The organism is Micromonospora sp. NPDC050980, assembly GCF_040653835.1.
Taxonomy (GTDB): domain Bacteria; phylum Actinomycetota; class Actinomycetes; order Mycobacteriales; family Micromonosporaceae; genus Micromonospora.
In genome coordinates, this window is sequence record NZ_JBFAGS010000004.1 from 240,344 (window position 1) to 264,625 (window position 24,282).

Genomic DNA, 24,282 nt, shown 5'->3' on the forward strand with positions numbered 1-24,282 from the left:
TCAGCCCATCATCCCCACAGCCGTACGCGGCTGCGGCGTCAGGGCGTCGCCCACCCGGTCGACGAGCAGGGCCATCTCGTACCCGACCTGGCCCACGTCGCAGCTACGCGCCGCGAGCACCGCGAACGACGAGCCGTCGGAGATCGACATCAGGAACAGGAAGCCGTTGTCCATCTCGACGACTGTCTGCAGCACCGCCCCGCCCTCGAAGCAGCGCGCCGCGCCCTGGGTCAGGCTGACCAGGCCGGACGCGATCGCCGCGAGCTGGTCGGCGCGGTCCCGCGGAAGGTCACGGGACGAGGCGAGCAGCAGGCCGTCGGCCGAGACCGCGACCGCGTGCGCCACGCCGGGCACCCGGTCGGCGAAGTTGGCGAGCAGCCATCCGAGATCCTGCGTAGTAGTCATCCTTGTTGCTCCTTCTGCCCGCTCCCGGCCACCGGGCCTGAGCCAGACTGCGAGGACTGCTGCCCGCCCGGAGTGCCCTCCGGGCCGGTCGTGTTGCTGTCGGTCGGGTGGTTACGCCCCCGCTGGACACCCCGATGGTAGGCCGAGAGCAGACCCCGGACGGCCTCCGGCGTCCGCCGCTGCGCCACCGGCGACGGCTTGTCGATGCTGCCCGGCACCAGTTGCGCCATCGGTGTCCGCTTCGGCAGGCCCTTCCGCGTGGTTTCCGCGACCGGCACCTCGGTGGCCGCCGAGGCGGCGCGCCACCCGTCGTCCGCCGCGGTCTGCCACGGCGACGACTGCTGCGGCGCCGTCGGCTGCCGGGTGGGCAGACCTCCGGCGTACGCGGGACGGCCGTTCCCGTTCGCCGCCCGGTTGTCCTGGGGTGTTCCGCCGGCCGTCGGGGTCTGTGCCATCGGTGTGTTACCTGTCGTTGCGGGTGTCGTCTGCGGCACGGGCCGGCCGGCGGTGTCCACCTTGGCGAACTGCTGGGTCGCGGCGCCGTTCGCCGGAGCCGCCGGGGTCGGTGCCGCCGCTTCCTCGTTCGGCCCCGGCCGGCGGGTGCGGAACCAGGCCGACTCGAGCTCCCGGAAGATCGGCAGCTCCATCGTCTCGTCCGCGTACCGCTGGCGGTTGCCGGCCTGCTGGGGCGCGGCCGGCCGCGGCGCGCCGGCCGGCGTCGGCGGTGTGGCCGGCGGCTGGTCGGCGGGCTGCTGCGCCGCGGCCGACGGGGTCTCGGAACGCGGGACGCGAGGCAGCTCGGTGGTCATGTCGAGGCCGCCGGCGGGTCGCTCCGGCGCGGCCGGGGCCGGGGCGACCGGCGGCCAGACCGGCGGCGCGCCCACGTGCGACGCGGGCGCCGGACGCGACGGCGGCTGGTCGGCCGGCGGCGCGGAGACCGGGTCGCCGTCGGTCGCCGGGCCGGGGACCGGCGCCGCCGACACCGGACGGGCCGGCAGCGGAGTGCCCGAGACCGGCGCGGCCGACACCGGACGGGCCGGCAGCGGGGTACCCGAGACCGGCGCGGCCGACACCGGACGGCCGAAGTACGCGTCGCCCGAGACCGGTCGACCCGAGTATGGGTCACCCTGGTACGGGTCACCCGAGACGGGGTGACCGGAGACCGGCGCGGCCGACACCGGACGACCGGCGAACGGGTGACCACCGGCCGGGACGCCGGAGACCGGCGGCAGCGGCGGGGCCGACACCGGCGGGACCGGCGGGGCGGAGACCGGCGGCGGGTGGTAGGGCCGCGCCTCGGGGCTGCTGGGCAATTGCCGCGGGATCGCCGGCTGCTGACCGCTGACGGCCGGGTCGCCGTCGCCCGGGTTGCGCCGCTGGGGCAGCGGGTCGATCGGCTGGCCGTTCTCGGGCCGCGGCGGGTAGCTGTCGTTGGCGCTCGCGTTGGCCCCGGTCAGGTCGGACCAGGCCGGCATGGCGCGGCCGGCGTTCGCCGGAGTGCCGGCGCCGTTGCGGTGGCCCGGGTCGAAGGACCGGCCGCCGAGCGTGACCTGGTTGCCGGAGGTGCCGGGGTGCGACGACGGCGGCTGGCTCTGCGGGCCGTTGCCGTATGCGGGCAGGGCACCGAAGGCGGGCGCCGGGCCGGCGCCGAAAGCCGGCGCGGGACCGCTGCCGAAGGCCGGCGCCGGACCGCTGCCGAAAGCCGGCGCCGGACCGCTGCCGAAAGCCGGCGCCGGGCCGCTGCCGAAGGCCGGCGCGGGACCGCTGCCGAAAGCCGGCGCCGGACCGTTGCCGAAGGCCGGCGCGGGGCCGCCCTGCTGCTGGCCGGCGGCCGGGAGCGCCGGCACCGGCTGTCCGCGGCCGGCGAGGGCGCGCGGCACCAGGACCGTGGTGGGCAGCGTGACGTCGGCGACGGTGCCCCGGTCGGCGGCGGGGCGCAGCTCGACCTTGACGCCGTGCCGGGCCGCCAGCCGGGCGACCACGACGAGACCCATCATCCGGGAGACCGCCACGTCCACCTGCGGCGGCGTGGCCAGCCGCTCGTTCAGGTCGTGCAGCTGGTCGGCGCTGATGCCGATGCCTCGGTCCTCGACGTAGAGGGAGGCGCGGTCGCCGACCCGGCGGGCCTCCACCATGACGTGCGAGTCCGGCGGGGAGAACGCGGTGGCGTTGTCGAACAGCTCGGCGACCAGGTGCACCAGGTCGTTCACCGCGTGCGCGGCGACCTCGATGTCCCGGTCGATGACGCCGAACTCGATCCGGGTGTAGTGCTCGACCTCGGACTGGGCGGCACGGAGCACGTCGATCAGGGCAGCCGGCTCGCGCTGCACGCGGGTGGAGTCCGCGCCGGCGAGGACCAGCAGGTTCTCGTCGTTGCGGCGCATCCGGGTGGCGAGGTGGTCGAGCTGGAACAGCTCGGCCAGCCGGTCCGGGTCCTCCTCGCCGCGCTCCAACCGGTCGAGGTGGCCGATCAGGCGGTCGACCAGGATCTGCGAGCGGCGGGCCAGGTTGACGAACATGGTCGCGACGGAGGCGCGCAGCGCGGCCTGTTCGGCCGCGGTCCGGACCGCCTCCAGGTGGACGGCGTTGAACGCCTCGGTCACCTGGCCGAACTCGTCCTTGCTGCGCACCGGCAGCGGCTCGGCGATCTGGTTGGCGAGCTGCACCGGCGAGAGCTGGCCGGTCACCTGCGGGTCGCGCAGCCGGGCCACCGCCTGCGGCAGGCCGTATTGGGCGACCGAGAGGGCGCCCTGGCGCAGGTCGCGCAGCGAGCGGGCCATCGAGCGGGCGACCAGGTAGGCGAAGAGGATGGCCAGCAGCAGCATGGTGAGCAGCAGGCCGGTTTCGAGGAACACCTGGCGCTGGGTGTCCGAGCGCAGCTCGTCGGCCTGCCGGACCACGTTGCCGTCGAGCCGGGACTCGACCGTGCGGAGCAGCTTCGCGTTGCCGACCATGGCCTGGTCCCACTGGTCCGGCCCGAACGGCGCGTTCTTCATCGAGCCGCTGTTGTTGCCGCGCATGAAGCCGGTGAGGTTCTCCGCCTTGCGCAGGTCCGGACCCTCGACGGTCTGGTCGAAGAACTCGGAGTCGGCCGGGGTGGCGACGGACCGGAAGGTCGCCAGCGCCTGCGCCTGGGCGGTGCCGCTGGCGATGAACTGCTCACGCAGCGCGGGACTGTACTGCCCCTGGGTGAGCGCCTGGTGCACGACCACCCGGCGCTGGGCCAGGTATTCCTTCTGCCGGGCCACCGCGGCGGCGGCGCGCATCCGGTCGCTCAGGTCGTTGTCGCCGGCGAGCTGGGTGGTCGAGTCGCGGATCGACAGCAGGTCCTCGATCAGGCTGTCGTACACCTTCTTCGCGTCGTCGATCTTGAGCCTGCCGTTCAGCACCTGGCTGCGGGTGGCGGGCAGGTCCTTGAGCTGGTCGTCGATCTCGTCCAGCCGGGCCTCGAAGTTGCGCGGCAGATCGTCCAGCTCGCCACGCTGGCGCAGGTAGGGCGCCTTCGCCTGGTCCACCCGCTGGTTGGCCCGGTTGAAGGCTTCCTGATATTGCGCCCGGGTCTGGACCTCCCGCGCGCCGAGGAACAGCACGGAGCCGGCCCGCTCGTCCTGCATGGTGTCGGCCAGGTCACCCGAGTAGCCGATCAGGCTGGCCAGGTCGCCGGCCCGGTTGGCGCTGTTGAGCGTCTCCAGGTGGTCGATCAGACCGCTGGTGCCCACCACGACCGTGGCGATGGTCGGCACGATCATGATCAGACCGAGCTTGGACCAGATCGGCATGTCGCGCAGCCGGCTCGCCGGCCGGCGCAGCCGCGACAGGAAGGAGCCCGCCGTCGTTGGCCGTTTGCTCACGTCACCGCCCTCGCAAAACCGCGTCCGACGTCACCTGAGGGCAACGCCGAGCGTCCGACCCGGCGGGTCGGACCTCCGAGATTCCATCACGCCGCCTCGCAAAGAGAAAGCCCAGGTTGTCCCTCGCCTGAGGTGTGATGAGATGTTGATGCAATTTGATAGCAATCCGTCTGGCCGGAGTCACTGAAGGTAATGAATCACCCGCATCGCGTCGTCCTCCTCGCCGGTCCGTCCGGCTCAGGAAAGTCGTACATAGCACAGCGAACAGGACTTCCGGTGCTGTGTTTGGACGACTTCTACAAGGACGGCGATGACCCTACGTGTCCGCGTCAAAACGGACAGGTCGACTGGGAGTCTCCCTTGTCCTGGGATGCGGACACGGCGGTGGAAACCATTGCCCGATTGGCCCGTGAGGGCAAGGCCGAAGTGCCGGTTTATGCGATCGGCGCGGACCGGAGGGTGGCCACCCGGCCATTCGACGTCGACGGATCGCCATTCTTCGTCGCCGAAGGGATCTTCGCCGCCGAGATCGTCGCCGAGTGCCGGCGCCGCGGCCTGCTCGCCGGGGCGTACGCGCTGCGCCGCCCACGCGGCGCGACCTTCCTGCGCCGCCTCGCCCGCGACCTCGCCGAACAGCGCAAGGCGCCGCGGGTGCTGCTCCGGCGCGGCCTCACGCTGCTGCGGGCCGAGCCGGCCGTGCTCCGCCGCCAGACCGGGCTGGGCGCCGAGGCCGCGCGGGCCGGCGAGGTGCTGCGCGGGGTGGCCGCCCTGCTCGCCGGCCACCCGCGCCGGTCGTGATCAGCCGATCAGCTTCGCGTACGCCGGCTTGATCACCTCCTCGATGATCCGCAGTCGCTCGTCGAACGGGATGAACGCGCTCTTCATCGCGTTGATGGTGAACCACTGGAGTTCCTTCCAGCCGTAGCCGAACGCCTCCACCAGCAGCGCCATCTCGCGCGACATCGAGGTGCCGCTCATCAGCCGGTTGTCGGTGTTCACCGTCACCCGGAACCGCAGGTCGCGCAGCAGCCCGATGGGATGGTCCGCGATCGACGCCGCGGCGCCGGTCTGCACGTTCGACGACGGGCACAGCTCCAGCGGGATGCGCTTGTCCCGCACGTACGCCGCCAGCCGACCCAGCGCGGGCGGGTTGCCCGGGGTGATGTCGTCGACGATGCGCACACCGTGGCCCAGCCGGTCCGCGCCGCACCACTGGATCGCCTGCCAGATCGACGGCAGCCCGAACGCCTCGCCGGCGTGGATGGTGAAGTGGAAGTTCTCCCGCTGGAGGTATTCGAACGCGTCCAGGTGCCGGGTGGGCGGGAAGCCGGCCTCGGCGCCGGCGATGTCGAACCCGACCACGCCGGTGTCCCGGTGCCGCACCGCCAGCTCGGCGATCTCCTGCGAGCGGGCGGCGTGCCGCATCGCGGTGAGCAGGGTGCCGATCCGGATCGGGGTGCCCGCCTCACCGGCCAGCGCGCTGCCCTCCCGGAACCCGGTCACCACCGCCTCGACCACCTCGTCCAGGGTGAGGTTGCGCTCCAGGTGCTGCTCGGGCGCGAACCGGACCTCGGCGTAGACGACGCCGTCGGCGGCCAGGTCCAGCGCGCACTCCCGGGCCACCCGCCGCAACGCGGGCGCGGTCTGCATCACCGCCACGGTGTGCGCGAACGTCTCCAGGTAGCGCTCCAGCGAACCGGAGTTCGCGGCCTCGGCGAACCAGCGGCCGAGCGCGTCCGGTTCGGTGGTGGGCAGTTCGTGGCCGGCCTCGGCGGCCAGCTCGACGATCGTCGCGGGCCGCAGGCCGCCGTCGAGGTGATCGTGCAGCAGCGCCTTCGGGACCTTGACGATGTCCTCGTACGAGATTGCGACCATGCTCAGACCCTAGTCATCGCCGGTGCCGTCCCGGCAGCGGACCGGCTCAGGGCCGCCAGCCGTACACCCGCTCGACGTGCAGACGCAGGACCAGCCGCCCGTCGGCCACCATGGCGGCCCGGTAGTCGGCCCAGTCCGGGTGCTCGCCGCGGATCCGCCGGTAGACCTCGACCAACTCCTCGACCGTCGCGTCGTCGGTCGCGGCGGCCGGCGGGGTGAGCGCGACCGTGCCCTCGGCCACCGCGTACGCCCCGCCGTCGGCGGTGGTCACGTGGAAGCTGGCCCGGGGGTCGCGGCGCAGGTTGCGCACCTTGGCCCGGTCGGCCGTGCTGGAGCAGCGGACGAGCCCCGGCTCGGCCAGGTAGTCGAGGTTGGAGAGCTGGGGACGGCCGTCCCGGCGCAGGGTGGCCAGGACCCCGCGGCCGTGCGCTCCGAACAGTTCCCACAGTCGCTCGCTGGTTGCCATGCCCCAATCTAGATCGGCCCGCCCGGCGCCCGGAATAGGATCTTCGGCGTGGCCGACCCCGCTCTGCTCCCGTCGGTGCTGGCCCGGCTGCGTTGCCCGGTCTGCGGCGAGCCGCTGACCGGGACGACCGCCGGCACCGCCCGCGCGCTGCGCTGCCCGCGCGGGCACAGCTTCGACACCGCCCGGCAGGGCTACGTCAACCTGCTCGCCGGGCGGGCCCCGCACAGCGGGGACAGCGCGGACATGGTCGCCGCCCGGGCCGACTTCCTCGCCGCCGGCCACTACGACGCGCTCGCCGCCGCGCTGTCCGACGCCGCGAGCCGGATCACGGTGGGTGACCCGTACCCCCTGGTGGTGGAGCCCGGCGCCGGGACCGGGCACTATCTCGCCGCGGTGCTGGCGGCGCTGCCGGACGCCGCCGGCCTGGCCCTGGACGTCTCCAAGCCGGCGCTGCGCCGCGCGGCCCGCGCGCACCCGCGCGCCGCCGCCGCGCTGGCCGACACCTGGCAGCGGCTGCCGCTCGCCGACCGGTCCACGGCCGTGCTGCTGAACGTCTTCGCGCCGCGCAACGGCGCGGAGTTCCACCGGGTGCTCGACCCGGCCGGCGCGCTGCTGGTGGTCACCCCGACCGGCGACCACCTCGGTGAACTGGTCGAGGCGCTCGACCTGCTGCGGGTCGACCCGGCCAAGGCCGACCGGGTCGCCGGCAGCCTGGGCGCCCACTTCGTCGAGGACGCCGCCACCGAGCACCGGGCCCGCCTGGCGTTGACCCGCGCCGAGGTCACCACGCTGGTCGGGATGGGGCCGAGCGCCTGGCACGCGGACCCGGCACGGCTCGCGGCGCGGATCGCCGCCCTGCCCGAGCCGACGCCGGTCACGCTCGCCGTCCGGCTCGGCACGCACCGTCCCCGCTAGGTGGAGAGGTCGACCTCTTCCCAACCCGGCGGCTCGTCGTGGTACGGCCCGCGCAGCACCACCGCCCACTCCAGCGCCCACCGGCGCTGCCCGATGGCGTTCGCGTCCACCAGCCCGGGCAGCGCCCGGCCGGCCCGCTCGGTTTCCAGGTAGGCCCAGTCCAGGCAGTAGTGCAGGTCGAGCAGGGCGGCGGCGTCGGCGGGATGCTGCGGCGCGGCCAGGATCCGGGCCCGCCACCGGCCGAACGTCTCCCCCGTCACCAGGTTCGGCATCCGCTCGACCAGCCGCTCGTCCACCGGCACGGTCGGGTCGAGCTGCTTGCTCAGGCCGAGCACCCAGGCCAGCGAGAAGAGCGCGTCGTGGTGCAGCACGAACGACCGGTGGTCGCCCCGGCCGCCCATCACGAACTGCCACTCCGGCGGCGTCAGCATCTCTACCAGATGCGACTCCAGCAGCCAGCTCATCGCGGCCTGCGGCGGCATGCCGAAGCAGCGGGCCAGGATCAGGTGCAGCACCGCGATCCGTGCCTCGATGTCCGGCGTCGGGCGCAGCTCGATCTCGTCACCCGGCTCCCAGACCAGCGGGAACTGCGGCGGCGGGAGCGGAAGGCCCAGCCGGGACAACTCGTCGAGGCTCGCCTCACGGACGGCCCGGGGGTCGGGAGCGGATACGCGCAACGCCTCAGTCCCTGTCTGCTCGCCTCGGCTCGATGCCGGTCGGTCCCCCTGGCCTGCGAGGATAGCGGCTCCGGCCGGGCCGGCACCATGGCCCGCCGGTCACCCGATCCGTTCGATCACCAGCGGCGTCGTGGTCGGGGCCGCCGGCGCCACCCGGATCGCGTCGCGCGCCTGCGCCAACGCGGCCGGGATCCGCTCGGCGTGCTCGGCGCGCAGCTCGAACAGCGGGTCACCGGCACGCACCGGGTCGCCGGGGCGCTTGTGCAGCACCACGCCGGCGGGGACGCTCACCGGGTCCTCCTTGCGGGCCCGGCCGGCGCCGAGGCGCCAGGCGGCCACCCCGATCGCGTACGCGTCCACCCCGGTCACCCAGCCGTCCTCGGTAGCGGTGACCACCTCGACCTCGTTCGCGGTCGGCATCGGGGCGTCCGGGTCGCCGCCCTGCGCCCGGATCATCGCCCGCCACGAGTCCATGGCCCGCCCGTCGCGCAGCGCGGCGGCCGGGTCGGCGTCCGGCAGGCCGGCCGCGTCGAGCATCTCCCGGGCCAGCGCCAGCGTCAGCTCCACCACGTCGGCCGGGCCGCCGCCGGCCAGCACCTCCACCGACTCGGTCACCTCGACCGCGTTGCCGACGGCCCGGCCGAGCGGGGTGGACATGTCGGTGAGCAGGGCGACCGTCCGCACCCCGTGCGCGTCGCCCAGCTCGACCATGGTGCGGGCCAGCTCGCGGGCGTCGTCGACGTGCTTCATGAACGCGCCGGAGCCGACCTTCACGTCGAGCACCAGCGCCCCGGTGCCCTCGGCGATCTTCTTGCTCATGATCGAGCTGGCGATCAGCGGGATCGCCTCGACGGTGCCGGTGACGTCGCGCAGCGCGTACAGCTTGCGGTCGGCCGGGGCGAGCCCGTCACCGGCCGCGCAGATCACCGCGCCGACGTCGCGGAGCTGGGCGATGAACTCGTGGTTGGACAGCGCCGCCCGCCAGCCCGGGATCGACTCCAGCTTGTCGAGGGTGCCGCCGGTGTGGCCCAGGCCCCGCCCGGAGAGCTGCGGGACGGCCGCGCCGCACGCGGCGACCAGCGGGGTGAGCGGCAGGGTGATCTTGTCACCGACGCCGCCGGTGGAGTGCTTGTCGACGGTCGGCCGGGCCACCGGCGAGAGGTCCAGCCGCTCGCCGCTGGCGATCATGGCGGCGGTCCACCGGGCGATCTCCGGGCCGGTCATGCCGCGCAGCAGGATCGCCATGGCCAGCGCCGACATCTGCTCGTCGGCCACCAACCCCTCGGTGTACGCGTCGACCACCCAGTCGATCTGCCCGTCGCTCAGCACCCCCCCGTCCCGCTTGGCCCGGATGACGTCAACCGCCGTAAAAGCACTCACCTTTGAGTTCCCATCAATAGATCAACACTCGGACCCGCGACGACCCGCGGACGGCGACCACGTCAGGCCTGGGCCGACCGTGACCGGCGGAGGGATCAAGCCTGACCGCCCGGAGCCGGGCACGGTCGGCCCAGGCCCCCACCTCAACCACCCCAACGGCCAGGAATCTCCGACGGAGGCTCACCCTCGCCGGCCCAGAAAATCGCGCCCGACGCGTCCACCACGACCACGCGCGGCGTCCGCGCCGCCCCCCACTCGATCGCGCCGGCCGGATCGTCCCAGGTGGGGCCCTCCTCCAGCACGCCGGTCTCGGCGCCCTCGGTGTCCCCGGCCGACCGCTCCCAGTAGGCCGTCCAGACCTGCTGCCCGGCGGACAGGTCGGGGTGCACGAACACGGTGCCGCGGCCCCGCCAGGCAGCCAGCCGGTCCGGCACCACCGGCACCGGGTGCTCGCCGGTGACCGCCTCGATGTCGGCCACGTCGAACGCGTGCGGCAGCAGCTCAGCCATCCGCAGCGGGCGGTCCTTCGCCTCGATCAGGCACTCCGGGCCGCCCTGTTCCCAGAGCAGCTGCCGGCACCGGCCGCACGGCATCAGTGGCTCACCTGTCGCGTCGACGCAGGACAGCGCCACGATCCGGCCGCCGCCGGTGGCGTGCAGCGAGGAGACGACGCCGCACTCGGCGCAGAGCACCACGCCGTACGCGGCGTTCTCCACGTTGCAGCCGACCACCGTCCGGCCGTCGTCGACCAGGGCGGCGGCCCCGACCGGGAACTTCGAGTACGGCACGTAGGCGTGCCGCATGACCTCAACGGCGGCGGCCCGCAGCCGCTCCCAGTCGATCTCCATCACAACCCCCATTCTGCCCAATTCACGCCGATCGGTCGGGTGCCCGGCCGGAGACGACAGTGCCCGGCGGGTCTCCCCCGCCGGGCACGGTGCGTCGCGGCGGGTCAGCCCTTGACGTACGGTTTGCCGTCGGCGGCCGGCGCCCGGACCTTGCCGACCAGCCCGGCCACCGCCAGGATCGTCGCCAGGTAGGGCAGCATCGCCAGGAACTGGCTCGGAATGCCGCTGCCGATCGCACCAAGGTAGGTGGCGAGCTGGTCGGCGAAGCCGAAGAAGAGCGCCGCGAGCAGCGCGCCGGTCGGGCTCCACCGGCCGAAGATCAGCGCGGCCAGGGCGATGAAGCCCTTTCCGCCGATCATGTTCTTGGTGAACGAGTAGAGCGCCAGCGTGTACGACGCGCCGCCGACCCCGGCCACCAGACCGGCCATGATCACGTTGCGGTAGCGCAGCCGCAGCACCTTAACGCCCACCGTGTCGGCGGCGGTCGGGTGCTCACCTACCGACCGGGTCCGCAGGCCCCACCGGGTGCGGAACAGCGCCAGGTGGATGACCAGCACCAGCAGCAGGCCGAGATAGAGGAAGATGTTGCCCCGGAACAGCGCCGGCCCGATCAGCGGGATATCGGACAGCAGCGGGATCTCCCACCTGCTGAACCGCGGGGCGCTGTTGTACTTCGCCGCGTCGGTCTGCATGAGCCGCTCGTAGAGGAAGCCGGTGACGCCGACCGCGAGCAGGTTGAGCACGATGCCCATGACCACCTGGTCGACCAGGTAGCGGATGGCGAACACGGCCAGCAGCAGCGAGATGAACGCTCCGCCGAGCGCGGCGGCCACCAGACCCACCCAGACGCTGCCGGAGATGCTGCCGAACAGCGCGCCCGAGAACGCGCCCATCAGCAGTTGGCCCTCGATCGCCACGTTGACCACGCCGGAGCGCTCGCAGAGCACGCCGGCCAGCGCACCGAAGATCAGCGGCAGGGCGAGCACGAACGTGCCCCGCACGATGTTGACCAGCGGCATGAAGTTGCGCCCGTCGGGCGCGGCCGACACCTGCCAGCACAGGAAGCTCAGCACGAAGGCGACCAGCCCGGCGCCGAGCAGCAGCGTGAACCAGCGCTTCGGCACGCCGGCCAGTAGCGCGCCACCGGCCGCCGCGGCGATGACCCCGAACAGAATCGCGCCGACCGTGCCGTGGATCGCCAGGGCGGCGCCGCCCTCGGTCTCGCTGAGCGTGAAGCGGGCCTGCTGGTCGGTGGCGAGCGAGCCGAACAGCACCGCCGCGAGCACGCCCAGCGCCAGCAGGACGGCACCGGCCTTGCGGGCCCGCGTCCAGAAACCCTCGTCGACAGCGGTGACCGCGACGGCGGGGACAGCGGTGGTGGACATGCTCACCAGCCCTTCGCGAGGCTCGTCTGCAACCGGGCGGTGCGGGCCGCCCGGAGCTGGAAGATCGCCTTCACCAGGGCGGGCGCGGCGATGAAGATGACGATGAGCGCCTGGAGCACGGTGACCAGCTCCAGCGAGATCCCGGAGTATGACTGCATCCGGTTGCCGCCGGCCTGAAGCGCGCCGAACAGCAGCGCGGCCAGCAGCACGCCCCACGGCTTGACCCGGCCGAGCAGGGCGACCAGGATGCCGTCGAACCCGATCTGCGCGATCACCAGCGGGGTCAGCGCGTCGGCGGTGGAGCCGAGCACCATGTTCGAGCCGCCGAGACCGGCCAGCAGCCCCGCGATCATCATCACCAGCACGTACGTCTTCGTCACGCTGATGCCCGCGGTCCGGGCGGCGTCCGGGTTGGCGCCCACCGCGCGCAGCTCGAAGCCGAGCGTGGAGCGGTTGAGCAGCCAGGCGATGAACCAGGTGACCAACACCGCGAGCAGGATGCCGGCGTGCACCCGCAGGTTGTCGCCGAGCAGCCGGGGCAGCTGCGCGGAGGACTCGACCGGCTTGCTGATCGCGTCGGCGCGGTCCGGGTTCTGCACCCCGCCCTGCACGATGATCCAGGACAGGAAGTAGATCGCCACATAGTTGAGCATGATCGTGTTGATCACCTCGTGGGCGCCGGTGCGCGCCTTGAGGATGCCGGGGATGAACCCCCACAGCGCACCGCCCAGCGCGCCGGCGAGCAGCGCCACCAGCAGGTGCACCCCGGGCGGCAGCGGCAGCGCGAAGCCGGCCACCGCGGCCAGGATGACACCGATGGTCGCCTGGCCCTGGGCGCCGATGTTGAACAGGCCGCCGCGGAAGGCCAGCGCCACCGACAGGCCGGTGAAGACCAGCGGCGCGGTGTAGGTGAGCGTCTCCGAGATCGGCCCCATCGCGGCGGTGAAGCCGACCGCGTCCGGGTCGAAGACCGCACCCTTGAACAGGTTCGCGTACGCCTCGCTGACCACGGTCCAGCTGGCGTTGAAGGCGTCCGCCGGGCGGGCGGTGATGTAGCCGTAGGTGGCCAGCACGTCCGGGTCGGAGACGATGATCAGCACCGCGCCGACGAGCATCGCCAGCACGACCGCGAGCACGGTCACGGTGACCGTGTTGGCCGCCCAGAGGTTGTCCAGGAAGAGCTTGCCCAGGCTGGGCCGGGGCGCCTCGGCGGGCCGCTGCTTCGGCGCGGTGTCGCCGGCCGGCGCGGTCGGCGTCGCCCGGGCCTCCTCGCGCGCCTGGAGCGCCTCGGTCGCCGGCTCCTTGTCGGGGGAGCCCGACGCCGGGTTCGGGTTCGTCATGCCTCGTCCTCGTTGCCGGGGCCCTCGGGGGCCGGGGCGGCGTCGCCCTCGTGCGGGGTGGCGGCGGCGCTGTCCTCGTGCGGGGTCGCGGGCGCCGTGTCCGGGGTGATGCCGGCCATCAGCAGGCCGATCTCCTCGCGCGGGGTGTCCGGGCCGACGATGCCGATGATCCGACCGCGGTACATGACCGCGATCCGGTCGGCCAGGCCGATCACCTCGTCCAGCTCGCTGGAGACCACCATGACCGCGGTGCCGGCGTCCCGCTCGCCGACGACCCGGCTGTGGATGAACTCGATCGAGCCGACGTCCACACCCCGGGTGGGCTGGGCGGCGATGAAGAGCTTCAGCGGCCGGGACAGCTCCCGCGCCACGATCACCTTCTGCTGGTTGCCGCCGGAGAGCGTGCCGACCGCCGCGTCCGCCGACGAGGTGCGGACGTCGAACTGCTCGATCCGCTCCCTGGCCGACTCCGCGATCGCGTTCGGCTTCAGCGACAGGCCCCGGCCGAACGGCGGCCGGTCGTAGATGTCCAGCACCAGGTTCTCCGCCACGGAGAACTCCTTGACCAGTCCGTCGACGCTGCGGTCCTCCGGCACGTAGCCGACGCCGGCGCGCAGCACCTTCTTGGTCGACCAACCTGACGCCGCCTCGCCGTCGAGGCTCACCGTGCCGGCGAGCACCGGGCGCAGGCCCATGATCGCCTCGATCAGCTCGGTCTGGCCGTTGCCCTGCACGCCCGCCACGCCGAGCACCTCACCGGCGTGCACGGTGAGGTCGACGCCGTCGACGGCGCGTACCTGGCGGTCGTCGTCGACGACCAGGCCGGCGACCTCCAGGATCGGCTTGCCGGGCTGGGCGGGCTTCTTGTCCACGGTCAGCCGGACGTTGCGGCCGACCATCAGCGCGGCCAGCTCGTCCCGGCTGGCGCTCGGCTCGGCGGTGCCGACCGTCCGCCCGCGCCGGATCACGGTGATCCGGTCCGCGATCGCCTTCACCTCGCCCAGCTTGTGGGTGATGAACACGATCGACTTGCCGGCGGCCTTGAGCGACCGCATGACCGTGAGCAGCTCGTCGGTCTCCTGCGGGGTGAGCACGGCGGTCGGCTCGTCGAGGATCAGCAGGTCGACGTCACGGGTGAGCGCCTTGACGATCTCCACCCGTTGCTGGATGCCCACCGGCAGGTCCTCGATCACCGCGTCCGGGTCGACCCGCAGGTTGTAGCGCTCGGAGACCTCGGCCACCTCACGCCGGGCCCGCCGGCGGTCGAGGAACCCGGCGAACGGCAGCTTGACCTGCTCGGCGCCGAGCATCACGTTCTCGGCCACGGTGAAGACCGGCACCAGCATGAAGTGCTGGTGCACCATCCCGATCCCGGCGGTGATCGCGTCCGACGGCCCCCGCAGCCGCAGCGGCTTCCCGTCGACCAGGATCTCGCCCTCGTCCGGCTGGTAGAGGCCGTAGAGCACGTTCATCAGGGTCGACTTGCCGGCACCGTTCTCGCCGAGCAGGGCGTGGATCTCTCCAGGCTCCACCGTGAGGTCGATGTGGTCGTTGGCGACCAGATCACCGAACCGTTTGGTGATGCCGCGCAGTTCGAGTCTCAGCGCAACCTCCTGGAGTGCGAGCGATGGTGCAGCGTAGCTACTGCCGCGCCGCCACCGCGCCGGGTGGGGTGTGGTGGAGGAAGGTGACCGGCCGCCCCGGGCGCGGGGTTCGGACCCCGTACGCCCGGGACGGCCGGATCGTGCTACCTGTGCTCGCCGGCCCCCGCAGCCGATGATCTCACCGCGGCGGCCGGCGCAGCGGTCACTTGGTCGGCTGGGCCTTCGAGGTGACCGTGATGGTGCCGGCGGCGATGTCCGCCTTGATCTTGTCGACCTCGGCCTTCAGGTCCGCCGGAACCTTGCTGTCGAACTCGTGGTACGGCGCGATGGAGACGCCGTTGTTGGCCAGCGTGCCCACGAAGCCCGGCTGCGCCTGGAGCTTCTCGCCACCGGCGGCCTTCACCACGGCCTCCTTGACGGCGTCCGGGATGTTCTTGACGACCGTGGTGAGGATCGCCGAGCAGTCCGGGGTGCTCTCGCAGCCGTCGACGTCCACCCAGACGACCGAGTACTTGCCGCCCGAGGCCTTGGCCGCGGCGGTGGTGCCGAGGCCGGCGCCGCCGGCGACCGGCATGACGATGTCGGCGCCCTGGGCGACCAGCGCGTCGGAGACCTTCTTGCCCTCGTCCTGCTTGACGAAGTCGTTGGTGAAGGAGCCCTTCTGGGTGGCCTTGTCCCAGCCCAGCACCTGGACGTTCTTGCTCTTGGCCTTGTTGTAGTAGGCCACCCCGTCGGCGAAGCCGTCCATGAAGATGGTGACCGGCGGGATCGGCAGGCCGCCGTAGGTGCCCACCTTGCCGGTCTTGCTCATCCCGGCGGCCAGGTAGCCGGCCTGGAACGCGGCCTGCGCGGTGTCGAACTGCATCGGGTAGACGTTGCTTACACCCGGGTTGGCGTCCACGATCGCGAACTGCTGGTTCGGGTTCGCGGTGGCGGCGGCCTTGGTGGCGTCCGACATCAGGCCACCGACGGCCAGGATGAAGTCGCACTTCTGGTCGACGAAGCCCTTGAGGTTGACCTCGTAGTCCGCCTCGGCCTTCGACTGCACGTTCTTGATGTCGATGTTGTCGTTCTCCTTCTTCGCCTCCTGGAGGCCCTTCCAGGCCGAGGTGTTGAAGGACTTGTCGTCGATGCCACCGACGTCGGTCACCATGCAGGCGCTGTACTTCTTGCCACCGGTGCCGCCGGCGTTGTTGTCGTCTTCGGGAGCCTCACCACATGCGGCGGCGCCCAGCACGAGGCCACCCGCCACGAAGGCGGAGGCGATCCGCATCCCACGCACAGAGCGCAAGACGTCTCCTTCCCATTGCGCCCGCGTCGTGCGCGGTACGCATGCCCTTGCGCCGGCCTGCGGTATGCCGCCGGCGTCCCACGTTACGGACGGGAGCGTACGCCCGCGCCCACCCACCGGCCGACAATCGTGCACGACTGTTGAGCGTCCGTTACCCCGGTGTAACCCTTGCGTGGGGCAGATCACTTTTCCGGCCGGTAGGCGTGCGTGGACGTGTCCTGAACGTCCGTTTCCCGGTGCGCTCCCGTCGCCCGGCAAGCTACCGCCAGAAGACCGCGACCGCCGCGTTGAGCAGGGTCAACCCGATGATCGCGAGGAAGTGCCCGCGGTTCACGGATTCCCGCTTACGCGAGAAGAAGACCATGACGAAGATGAGCAACGCGAGCACCAACTTGGTAACAAGCTTCGCCGGGGCCGGCTCGTCGCCGTCGCGCAGGGGCGCGGAGAGTCCGAGACCGGTCAGGATCTGGATCACCGCCCCCCACAGCATGGCCGCGTTGATCCGCAGCCGGCCGCTCACGTACTGGGCGATCCCGCCGCCGAGCAGCAGCGCGAAGCCGATCAGATGGACGTAGAGAAGGATCAGTCGAAGAGCTTCCACGCCGGCCATTCTCCCCTATCAACGACGGCGCGTAGTAGTCAGCTCGGCGAGGTGCCGTCATACCGTGACCTCGGTCCGGGCCGGTGGTGCCGACGGCGCGTCCACACGTTCCACGGCCCGGCGGCCGACCAGCACCAGCACCAGTCCGACGAGCGCGTACCCGGCCAGCACCGCCAGCGGCCGGGCCGCGCCCGCGCCGTCGAAGAACGCCGCCGAACGCAGCAGCGTGCCGCCGGCGCCCACCGGCAGGAACTGCCCGACCGTGCCCCACGGCTGCGGCAGCAGCTCGGGCGCGGCGGCGACCGCGGAGAGCGGGTTGCCGACCAGGAAGACCAGCAGCGCGCCGAGCCCCAGGCCGGCGCGGCCGAGCAGCGTGCCGAGACCCGCCACGATGCCGGCCGCGGCGAGCGAGAACAGGCCGATCGCCCCCGCCTCCCGCCACGGGGCGCCACCGAGCAGGCCGAGCCAGCCATGCAGCACCGCGACCCCGACCGCACCGGCCAGCACCGCGTACCCGAGCAGGCCGGCCAGCCGCGCGCGGCGGCCGGCGACCAGGAGCGTGAGCAGCACGCCGGCCAGCATGCCGGTGAGCGCCAGCGGCAGGAAGCCGGCCGCGAACCCGGCCCCGCGCGGGTCGTCCGGGTCGGCCGGCACGACCGCCGTCACGGGCACCGGGCGGCCGGCGGAGAGCTGGCCGGCCGCCTCGGTGAGCAGGGCCGCCACGGTGGGGCTGGCGGCCGGCGCGGTGTGCAGGGCGACGCCGTCCGGGCCGACCACGAACGCGGCGTAGACCTCCCGGTCGCGCAGCGCCCGGTCGGCCGCCGTGGCGTCCGGCAGCGCGGTGACCGCGAAGCCGCCGGGGCGGGCGGCGGCCAGTCGGGCGGTCAGCTCGGCGACGGCCGGCGGCGGGCCGGCCACGGCCACCGGCAGGTCGCGCGGCGCGAGGTGCGCGGCGGGGGCCGCGAACAGCGGTACGAGCAGCGCCTGCACCGCCACCACCGCGCCGACGAGCAGCGCGGCGAGGGCCCAGGGCGAGCGGGAGCGGAGCATTGTCGCCTCCTTAAAACGAATGTTCGTTCTCTTAGGTTGAGCGTGCGCCGCCGCTCGGACGTTCGTCAAGAACGAACGCTCGCTTTAGCATGTGTGTCGTGCCACGCGTCTCCGCACAACACCTCGCCGCCCGCCGACAGCAGATCCTCGACGCGGCCCGGCGCTGCTTCGTGCGCGACGGTTTCCACCACACCTCCATGCAGGACGTGATCAAGGAGGCCGGGCTCTCGGTCGGCGCGGTCTACCGCTACTTCCCGAGCAAGAACGACCTGATCACGGCCATCGCCCAGGCGGTGATCGGCACCGCCGACGCGACCTTCGCCGACCTGTCCACCGCCGACCCGCCGCTGCCGCTGACCGGCGTGCTGGACCGCGCCCTGACCTTCGTCGACACCCAACTCGGCCCGGAGGGGGTGCTGCCGCTGGCGTTGCAGGTGTGGAGCGAGGCGCAGCGGGACCCGGCGCTGGCCGAGTTCGTCGCCGCCACGTACACCCGACTGCGCGGCCATTTCGTGATCGCGGCCGAGCGGGCGCGCGACGCCGGTGAACTGCCCCCCGGCGCCGACCCGGCGGCCGTCGGCGCGGCCCTGTTCGGCCTGGTCCCCGGCTACTTCACCCAGCGCATCCTCACCGGCTCCCCGGACCGCGCCACCTACCTCGCCGGCGCCCGCACCCTCCTGCGCTGAGGTGTTAAAAGGGGCCCCCTGCTATGCAGAATGCGTTAAAAGGGGGCCCCTCCTTTCACCAGCGCCAGAGTTGGAAGGTGGGGCCGTCCGCCGGGAGGGTGGCCGTGCCCGGGCGCAGCGCGGGGGCGCCGCCGTAGATGTTGTCGGCGGCCGGCAGGCCGGCCAGGTGCAGCGGCGCCCCGGGGGCGCGGCGGGCCAGGGCCAGCACCGTGCCGGTCGGCCCCTCGCGGAGGAAGACCAGCGTGTCCGCGTCGGCGTGCACCCACCGCAGGCCGCCGTGCCGCAGCGCCGGCTCGGCGCGGCGCAACGCCAGCAGCGACCGGTACGCGTCGAACGTGCGCCGGTCCCAGCTCTCCGGCCGGTGCCACGGCATCGGGGTACGCGAGCCCTCCCCGTTCGTGCCGGTCAGGCCCAGCTCGTCACCGGCGAAGACCACCGGAATGCCGGGCATGGTGGCGAGCAGTCCGGCGGCCACCTCCTGCCGCGCCGCGTCCCCGACCACGGTGCGGATCCGGGCCGAGTCGTGCGAGCCGAGGAGCTGCCACGAGTGGGTGTAGGACCGCCAGGAGACCAGCGACCGGTAGGCGTTCATGGTGGCCAGTGCCGCGTCCGCGTCCCGCCGCCGCACCCCGCCCGGGGTGCCGAGGAAGTTCGGCACCGGGCCGTCGCCCGCCCGCAGCCACGACCACACCGGGTCGGTGAACCCGACGTAGTTCATGGTGCCGTGCCAGCCGTCGCGGTCCAGGTCGCCGGTGTGGTCGTGGCCGTGCTCGGCAAGCAGCAGCCCGTCCGGCCGGGTCTCGGCGACCACCCGGCGCAACAGCCGCGCCACCTCATGGGTGTAGGCGTCGGCGCCCCGCCGGCCGGTCATGTTCGCCACGTCCACCCGCCAGCCGTCCAGCCCGTACGGCGGGCGCAGCCAGCGCCGCAGCAGCGAGTCCTCGGCGGTGGCGAAGCGGCGACGAAGCTCCGCGCTGCCCCAGTTGAGCTTCGGTAGCGACTTCACCCCGTTCCACGACTCGTAGTCGCCACCGGCCAGGTCGAAGTAGTACAGCTCGCGCTCCGGCGCGTGGACGTCGGAGACCGCGTCGGTGAACCACCGGTGCGCGTCGCCGGTGTGGTTGCTGGTGATGTCGCCGAGCAGCCGCCAGCCCCGGGCGTGCACCGCGTCGGCGAGCCGGACCAGCGCCGCGTCGCCGCCGAGCAGCGGATCGACGGTGTCGAAGCTGGCCGCGTCGAAGCGGTGGTTCGAGCGCGCCGGGAAGATCGGGGTGAGGTAGACCGTGTTGACGCCGAGCCGCTCCAGGTGGTCCAGGCGTTCGGTGATCCCGTCCAGGTCGCCGCCGTAGAACTGGCGGGGAGTCTCCGGGCCACGGCCGATCACCGGGGTGTCCCAGTCGCACGGGATCGCCCAGTCCGGGGCGGTGCGCCCGTCCGCGGCGGCGGAGCGGGCGAACCGGTCCGGGAAGATCTGGTAGATCACCGCGTCCCGGGCCCAGGCCGGCGGCGGGGCGTAGCTGACCAGCTTGAAGTCGCCGTCATCCGGCACGTCGTGGGCGGCCGTGCCGGCCGCGTTCAGCCAGCGGGCGCCGGCGTCGCCGTCGAGCAGGAAACGGTAGTTGCTGACCGGGTTGCGGACCTCGACGTCGGCCCGCCACCACACCGCACCGCCGGCGGTGCGGTCGACGACCGCCTCGGCGAAGTGCGGCTCGCCGTCGCCGGTGGTGCGCACGTGCACCCGGTCGACGCCGGCGCCGGCCGGCACCCGGACGAAGACCTCGACGGTCTGCCCGAGCGCGGGCTCCTGCTCCGGCACATAGGTGGCGGATCCGTCGTGGTGGGGTTGCAGGGACATGATGCGGCCCTTCGCGTCGTACCGACAGGAAGTGGGGCGACCGCCGCGATCGGTCACCCGACCGCGGCGGTCGCCCTCCAAACCGCTCCGGTGTACGCCGACACGACGCCCTTGCCGCAGCGTGAGCCGAGGAGGCTCAGCCCTTTACCGCTCCGGAGGTGAGACCGGAGACGATGTAGCGCTGGAGCAGTTGGAACACCAGCACCGTGGGGATCGCGGTGAGCAGCGTGCCCGCCGCGAAGATCCCGAAGTTGTTGTTGCGCTCGCCCGCCACCAGGCCGTACATGCCGACCGCGAGGGTCTTCGAGTCGGTGTCGGTGAGGAACACGTTGGCGATGATGAACTCGTTGATCGACCCGATGAAGGCGAGCAGGCCGGTCACCGCCAGGATCGGCGCCACCAGCGGCAGCATGATCCGGAAGAACACCTGCACGTGCGAGGCGCCGTCCATGGTCGCCGACTCGTCCAACTCCTTCGGCAGTGTGTCGAAGAAGCCCTTCATCAGCCAGGTGTTGGCCCCCAGCGCGCCACCCATGTAGAGCAGGAACAGGCCCCACGGGGTGTTGAAGCCGATCCCGGGGTAGAGGTCGGTGATCGTGGTGAAGATCAGGAAGATCGCCACGATCGCCAGGAACTGCGGGAACATCTGGATCAGCAGGAGCGCGAGCAGGCCGACCCGGCGGCCGGCGAACCGCATCCGGGAGAACGCGTACGCGGCCAGCGCCGACAGGAAGATCGACGCGAAGCTGGCCACGCCCGCGAGCAGCAGCGAGTTGAGGAACCAGTGGGCGAACGCGGTGCGCTCGAACAGGTTGGTGAAGTTCTCCAGCGACGCCCCGGTGGGCAGCAGTTGCGTCGAGGAGAGCGTGCCGAGCGGGTTGAGCGCCGCCGAGATCACGAACAGGATCGGGAAGAGGCTGAACACCACTGCCAGCACCCCGACCAGGTGCCGCCAACCCACCTGCGCGAACCACCGGCCGCGGGACCGGTGGGCCACCGGCGTCTGCGCGATGCTGGTCACGAGTACACCTCCTCCTGCTTGCGGGTGCGCCGGAAGCTGATCGCCGACACGGTCGCCACGATCGCGAAGATGAAGATCGACACCGTGGCGGCGAGGCCGAACTCGGCGCCCTGGGCGCCGAACGCCAGCCGGTAGGTGTAGGTGATCAGCAGGTCGGTGGCGCCGTTGCGCGGGTTGTCCGGCGCGAACGGCCCGCCCTCGGTGGTGAACAGGATCGCGTTGACGTTGTTGAAGTTGTACGCGAACGACGCGATCAGCAGCGGCGAGAGCGCCACCAGCAGCAGCGGCAGGGTGACCGACCGGAACGACTGCCAGGGCGACGCCCCGTCGACCGAGGTGGCCTCGGTCAGCTCCCGCGGGATGGCCTGGAGCGCGCCGGTGGCGACCAGGAACATGTACGGGTAGCCGAGCCAGAGCTGCACCAGCAGCACCGCGATCCGGGCCGACCAGTTGCCGCCGAACCAGTCGACGTTCAGCCCGAACAGGTTGTTGAGCAGGCCGAAGTCGGTGTTGAACATGTCCCGCCAGACCAGCAGCATCGCGAACGACGGCATGGCGTACGGCAGGATCAGCAGCACCCGGTAGAAGTTGGTGCCCCGCATCCGGGGCGAGTGCAGCGCGAGCGCGATGGCCATGCCGAGCAGGAAGGTGAACCCGGTGGAGCCGATCGCGAACGCGAAGTTCCAGGCCAGCGTGCCGAAGAACGGCTTGGCGATGTTCGGGTCGGTGAGCACCGCGCCGAAGTTCTTCAGCCCGACGTTCACCTTCCAGCCCTGGGTGAGTCGTTCCCCGTCGGCGGCGACGAAGGAGCCGATCTTCTCGTCGGCGGTCCAGGTCTTGCCGGTCTCGCTGTCGGAGATGCAGTCGCAGCCGGCGTCGTACGCCCGGGCCGCCTTGCCCTCGTAGGCCCGGGTGAGGCCGTTGGAGCGGATGGCGCCGTCGTCCGTGGGCACGATCAGCGCGGTGACGTCGTCGCTGCGGGTGCTGGCCTGCCCGATGTTCAGCACGGTGTAGCCGTCGGCGGCGGTGACCTTGCCGCTGAGACTGCTGACGGTGACGTCGGCGGCGTCGAGCCGGCGCAGCCCGCCCGCGTCGCCCGCGAAGACCTCCTTGGTCTTCGGATCACTGAGCAGGAAGACCAGCGCGCCGGTCGTGGGGTCGCCCTTGGTCGCGATGGTGAGCGCGTACTCGGTGGAGCCGGGGACCTGTTTCACCGAGGAGGTCTGGATGGCGACGACCGCGTCGTCCTTGCTGCCGCGGTGCCCGTCGCCGAAGTTCGTGAACGCGGTGCTCGCGGTGTAGAGCACCGGGAAGATCTGGAAGGCGATCAGGAAGAGCGTGCCGGGGACCAGGTATTTGGCCGGGATGTGCCGGCGGCTCAGGTAGAGGTAGAACAGGCCGGCGGTGGTGACCGCGAGGACGCCCAGCCCGAGCCAGTGTCCGGCCTCGATGAGCGGGAACGCCGCCCAGATCGCGATCCCGGCCACCAGGCCGAGCAGGACCACCTTGACGACGAGGCCGGTCGCGGTGATCGGCGCGTGGTTGCGCGCGGTGCGGGGCGAGCGCGGGAGCCCGGATCGGGCGGGCTCCCGGCCCGGGGTCCGCGTGGCGGACCCCGGGCCGGACAGCGGCGCGCTCATTACTTGATCTGGCCCTGGATGGTCTTGCCGGCGGCCGTGATCGTCTTGGCCGGGTCGGCGCCACCGATGACGGCGGCCTCCGCCTTGCCGAACGGGTCCCAGATCGCGGCCATGGCCGGGATCGCCGGGAGCACCTGGCCGTTCTTGCCGGCCTCGGAGAACTTGGCCAGGTCCGGGTCCTCGCCCTTCACCTGGTCGAAGGCGGCGGTCAGCGCCGGCGGGCGCGGCTCGGCCTGGTACAGCGCGACGGCCAGCTCGGGCTTGGTCACGTAGTTGGTGACGAACTCCTGGGCCAGTGCCTTGTTCTTGCCCTTGGCGGCGACGTAGAACGCCTGGACGCCCACGAACGGCTGGGCTTCCTTGCCACCGGCGAAGCCGGGGACCGGGGAGATGTCGTAGGAGATGCCGGCCTTCTTGGCGTCCGCGATGGCCCACGGGCCGGAGACCAGGTAGGCGCACTTCTTGCCGGTGAAGGTGGCGATCGAGTTCTCGCCGGTGATGGAGCGCTTCAGCGCGCCGTCGCCCTTCTCACCGAGCTTCGCGATCTTCTGGAAGGCCGCGATCGAGCCCGGCTTGCCCACGCCCAGGTCGGTCGGGTCGTAGTCGCCGTTGGCAGTGGTGCCGAACAGGTAGCCGCCACCCGAGGTGTAGAGCGGGTAGATGTGGTAGGCGTCGCCGTTCTGGCCGGACTGGAGGCAGAGGATCTCGCTGGCCTTCTTGTCGGCCTTGAGCTTCTTGCCGGTGGCGACCAGTTCCTCGATGGTCTTCGGCGCCTCGGGGGCCAGCTCGGTGTTGCGGATCAGCGCGATGTTCTCGGTGGCGTAGGGCACGCCGTAGAGCTGGCCGTTGAACGTGACCGCCTTGATGGCGGTCTCGTTGAAGCCGCTCTTCTGCTCGGCGGTGAGCTGCACCGGGTCGATGGCGCCGTTCTGGACCAGATTGCCGATCCAGTCGTGCGCACCGACCACGACGTCCGGGCCGCTGCCCTGCTGGGAGGCGGTGACGAAGTTGGTCTGCAGGTCCTTGGAGACGGCCTGGACCTCGACGGTCACGCCGTTCTCCTTGCCGAACTCGTCGGCGAAGGGCTTGAGGGCGGCGGTGCGCTTGTCGTCGGCCCAGATGACCAGCTTGCCGCCGGTCGCCTTGCTGGCGGACTGCTCGGCGGCCGGCTTGTCGCTGCCGCTGTCACCACAGCCGGACGCGGCGAGCGCCAGGCCGAGGACGGCGACCACACCCGCGGTACGGATGCGCATCGGTACTCCTGTCGTCATGGCGGTCCGCCGGGGGAAGGGCGACCGCCAGTGGAAACCTCTGAAAGTTCTTGCTGACCGGCGCGGGGGTGCTGCGCCGCTGCTCTCGCATGTTGCGGGGACGTTAGCAAGAGGTTGCAGA

At 72.3% G+C, this 24,282-nt stretch carries 20 protein-coding genes; 3 read left to right on the plus strand and 17 right to left on the minus strand.

Annotated elements, in window-relative coordinates:
• Positions 1-405 (minus strand): roadblock/LC7 domain-containing protein, encoded by a 405-nt coding sequence (locus AB0H28_RS09465; protein ID WP_013283992.1) that lies wholly within the window; start codon positions 403-405, stop codon positions 1-3.
• The gene (locus tag AB0H28_RS09470) at positions 402-4,256 is read right to left on the minus strand and encodes a nitrate- and nitrite sensing domain-containing protein (protein ID WP_358036367.1); all 3,855 of its coding nucleotides are present in this window, start codon (positions 4,254-4,256) and stop codon (positions 402-404) included. Before AB0H28_RS09470 ends, AB0H28_RS09465 begins: the two co-directional genes overlap by 4 nt.
• Positions 4,257-4,715: 459 nt before the next feature.
• Here AB0H28_RS09470 and AB0H28_RS09475 point away from each other — a divergent pair, with 459 nt between their 5' ends.
• Positions 4,716-5,054: a hypothetical protein gene (locus AB0H28_RS09475; RefSeq protein ID WP_358036369.1), complete on the plus strand. Its 339-nt coding sequence runs from the start codon at positions 4,716-4,718 to the stop codon at positions 5,052-5,054.
• Here the strand turns inward: AB0H28_RS09475 and AB0H28_RS09480 are convergent, their stop codons facing one another.
• A complete protein-coding gene (locus AB0H28_RS09480; protein ID WP_358036371.1) occupies positions 5,055-6,131 on the minus strand; it encodes an adenosine deaminase in 1,077 nt (358 codons plus the stop codon).
• Positions 6,132-6,177: 46 nt separating this feature from the next.
• A complete protein-coding gene (locus AB0H28_RS09485; RefSeq protein ID WP_358036373.1) occupies positions 6,178-6,597 on the minus strand; it encodes a PPOX class F420-dependent oxidoreductase in 420 nt (139 codons plus the stop codon).
• A gap of 63 nt (positions 6,598-6,660) precedes the next feature.
• Here AB0H28_RS09485 and AB0H28_RS09490 point away from each other — a divergent pair, with 63 nt between their 5' ends.
• Positions 6,661-7,512: a putative RNA methyltransferase gene (locus tag AB0H28_RS09490; protein WP_358036629.1), complete on the plus strand. Its 852-nt coding sequence runs from the start codon at positions 6,661-6,663 to the stop codon at positions 7,510-7,512.
• Here the strand turns inward: AB0H28_RS09490 and AB0H28_RS09495 are convergent.
• The 9 genes from AB0H28_RS09495 to AB0H28_RS09535 form a co-directional block, all read right to left on the minus strand.
• Complete coding sequence (locus AB0H28_RS09495; protein WP_358036375.1) at positions 7,509-8,189, minus strand: DUF4272 domain-containing protein; 681 nt, start codon at positions 8,187-8,189, stop codon at positions 7,509-7,511. The genes AB0H28_RS09490 and AB0H28_RS09495 overlap by 4 nt on opposite strands.
• Positions 8,190-8,288: 99 nt before the next feature.
• Positions 8,289-9,569, minus strand: coding sequence for a thymidine phosphorylase (locus AB0H28_RS09500; RefSeq protein WP_358036377.1), 1,281 nt, complete (start codon positions 9,567-9,569; stop codon positions 8,289-8,291).
• A gap of 143 nt (positions 9,570-9,712) precedes the next feature.
• Positions 9,713-10,417, minus strand: coding sequence for a cytidine deaminase (locus AB0H28_RS09505; protein WP_358036379.1), 705 nt, complete (start codon positions 10,415-10,417; stop codon positions 9,713-9,715).
• Between the two features lie 104 nt (positions 10,418-10,521).
• A complete protein-coding gene (locus AB0H28_RS09510) occupies positions 10,522-11,802 on the minus strand; it encodes an ABC transporter permease (RefSeq protein WP_358036381.1) in 1,281 nt (426 codons plus the stop codon).
• 2 nt (positions 11,803-11,804) lie between these two features.
• Positions 11,805-13,142 carry an ABC transporter permease gene (locus tag AB0H28_RS09515; RefSeq protein ID WP_358036383.1) on the minus strand — a complete coding sequence of 446 codons (1,338 nt, stop codon included), beginning with the start codon at positions 13,140-13,142 and terminating at the stop codon, positions 11,805-11,807.
• Positions 13,139-14,746, minus strand: coding sequence for an ABC transporter ATP-binding protein (locus tag AB0H28_RS09520; RefSeq protein ID WP_358036631.1), 1,608 nt, complete (start codon positions 14,744-14,746; stop codon positions 13,139-13,141). The genes AB0H28_RS09515 and AB0H28_RS09520 overlap by 4 nt, the downstream gene beginning before the upstream one ends.
• A 202-nt stretch (positions 14,747-14,948) precedes the next feature.
• A complete protein-coding gene (locus AB0H28_RS09525; RefSeq protein ID WP_358036633.1) occupies positions 14,949-16,019 on the minus strand; it encodes a BMP family ABC transporter substrate-binding protein in 1,071 nt (356 codons plus the stop codon).
• A gap of 277 nt (positions 16,020-16,296) precedes the next feature.
• Positions 16,297-16,638 (minus strand): hypothetical protein, encoded by a 342-nt coding sequence (locus AB0H28_RS09530; RefSeq protein ID WP_091061503.1) that lies wholly within the window; start codon positions 16,636-16,638, stop codon positions 16,297-16,299.
• A 57-nt stretch (positions 16,639-16,695) separates the two neighbouring features.
• The gene (locus AB0H28_RS09535; RefSeq protein WP_358036385.1) at positions 16,696-17,688 is read right to left on the minus strand and encodes a hypothetical protein; all 993 of its coding nucleotides are present in this window, start codon (positions 17,686-17,688) and stop codon (positions 16,696-16,698) included.
• 98 nt (positions 17,689-17,786) lie between these two features.
• Between AB0H28_RS09535 and AB0H28_RS09540 the strand changes: the two genes are divergently transcribed.
• Positions 17,787-18,374: a TetR/AcrR family transcriptional regulator gene (locus tag AB0H28_RS09540; RefSeq protein WP_358036387.1), complete on the plus strand. Its 588-nt coding sequence runs from the start codon at positions 17,787-17,789 to the stop codon at positions 18,372-18,374.
• 55 nt (positions 18,375-18,429) lie between these two features.
• Here AB0H28_RS09540 and AB0H28_RS09545 read toward each other — a convergent pair whose 3' ends face one another.
• The 4 genes from AB0H28_RS09545 to AB0H28_RS09560 form a co-directional block, all read right to left on the minus strand.
• A complete protein-coding gene (locus AB0H28_RS09545; protein ID WP_358036389.1) occupies positions 18,430-20,229 on the minus strand; it encodes an alpha-amylase family glycosyl hydrolase in 1,800 nt (599 codons plus the stop codon).
• Between the two features lie 136 nt (positions 20,230-20,365).
• Complete coding sequence (locus tag AB0H28_RS09550; protein WP_358036391.1) at positions 20,366-21,250, minus strand: sugar ABC transporter permease; 885 nt, start codon at positions 21,248-21,250, stop codon at positions 20,366-20,368.
• Positions 21,247-22,890 (minus strand): ABC transporter permease subunit, encoded by a 1,644-nt coding sequence (locus AB0H28_RS09555; RefSeq protein WP_358036393.1) that lies wholly within the window; start codon positions 22,888-22,890, stop codon positions 21,247-21,249. The genes AB0H28_RS09550 and AB0H28_RS09555 overlap by 4 nt, the downstream gene beginning before the upstream one ends.
• On the minus strand, positions 22,890-24,143 hold the full coding sequence (locus tag AB0H28_RS09560) for a maltose ABC transporter substrate-binding protein (protein ID WP_358036395.1): 1,254 nt from the start codon (positions 24,141-24,143) through the stop codon (positions 22,890-22,892). The genes AB0H28_RS09555 and AB0H28_RS09560 overlap by 1 nt, the downstream gene beginning before the upstream one ends.
• Positions 24,144-24,282: the final 139 nt, after the last annotated feature.

Coding starts and splice junctions, on each gene's coding strand:
- AB0H28_RS09465 (WP_013283992.1), bottom strand. CDS start 405: ATGACTACTACGCAGGATCTCGGATGGCTGCTCGCCAACTTCGCCGAC.
- AB0H28_RS09480 (WP_358036371.1), bottom strand. CDS start 6,131: ATGGTCGCAATCTCGTACGAGGACATCGTCAAGGTCCCGAAGGCGCTG.
- AB0H28_RS09485 (WP_358036373.1), bottom strand. CDS start 6,597: ATGGCAACCAGCGAGCGACTGTGGGAACTGTTCGGAGCGCACGGCCGC.
- AB0H28_RS09505 (WP_358036379.1), bottom strand. CDS start 10,417: ATGGAGATCGACTGGGAGCGGCTGCGGGCCGCCGCCGTTGAGGTCATG.
- AB0H28_RS09510 (WP_358036381.1), bottom strand. CDS start 11,802: ATGTCCACCACCGCTGTCCCCGCCGTCGCGGTCACCGCTGTCGACGAG.
- AB0H28_RS09515 (WP_358036383.1), bottom strand. CDS start 13,142: ATGACGAACCCGAACCCGGCGTCGGGCTCCCCCGACAAGGAGCCGGCG.
- AB0H28_RS09525 (WP_358036633.1), bottom strand. CDS start 16,019: ATGCGGATCGCCTCCGCCTTCGTGGCGGGTGGCCTCGTGCTGGGCGCC.
- AB0H28_RS09535 (WP_358036385.1), bottom strand. CDS start 17,688: ATGCTCCGCTCCCGCTCGCCCTGGGCCCTCGCCGCGCTGCTCGTCGGC.
- AB0H28_RS09545 (WP_358036389.1), bottom strand. CDS start 20,229: ATGTCCCTGCAACCCCACCACGACGGATCCGCCACCTATGTGCCGGAG.
- AB0H28_RS09555 (WP_358036393.1), bottom strand. CDS start 22,890: ATGAGCGCGCCGCTGTCCGGCCCGGGGTCCGCCACGCGGACCCCGGGC.
- AB0H28_RS09560 (WP_358036395.1), bottom strand. CDS start 24,143: ATGCGCATCCGTACCGCGGGTGTGGTCGCCGTCCTCGGCCTGGCGCTC.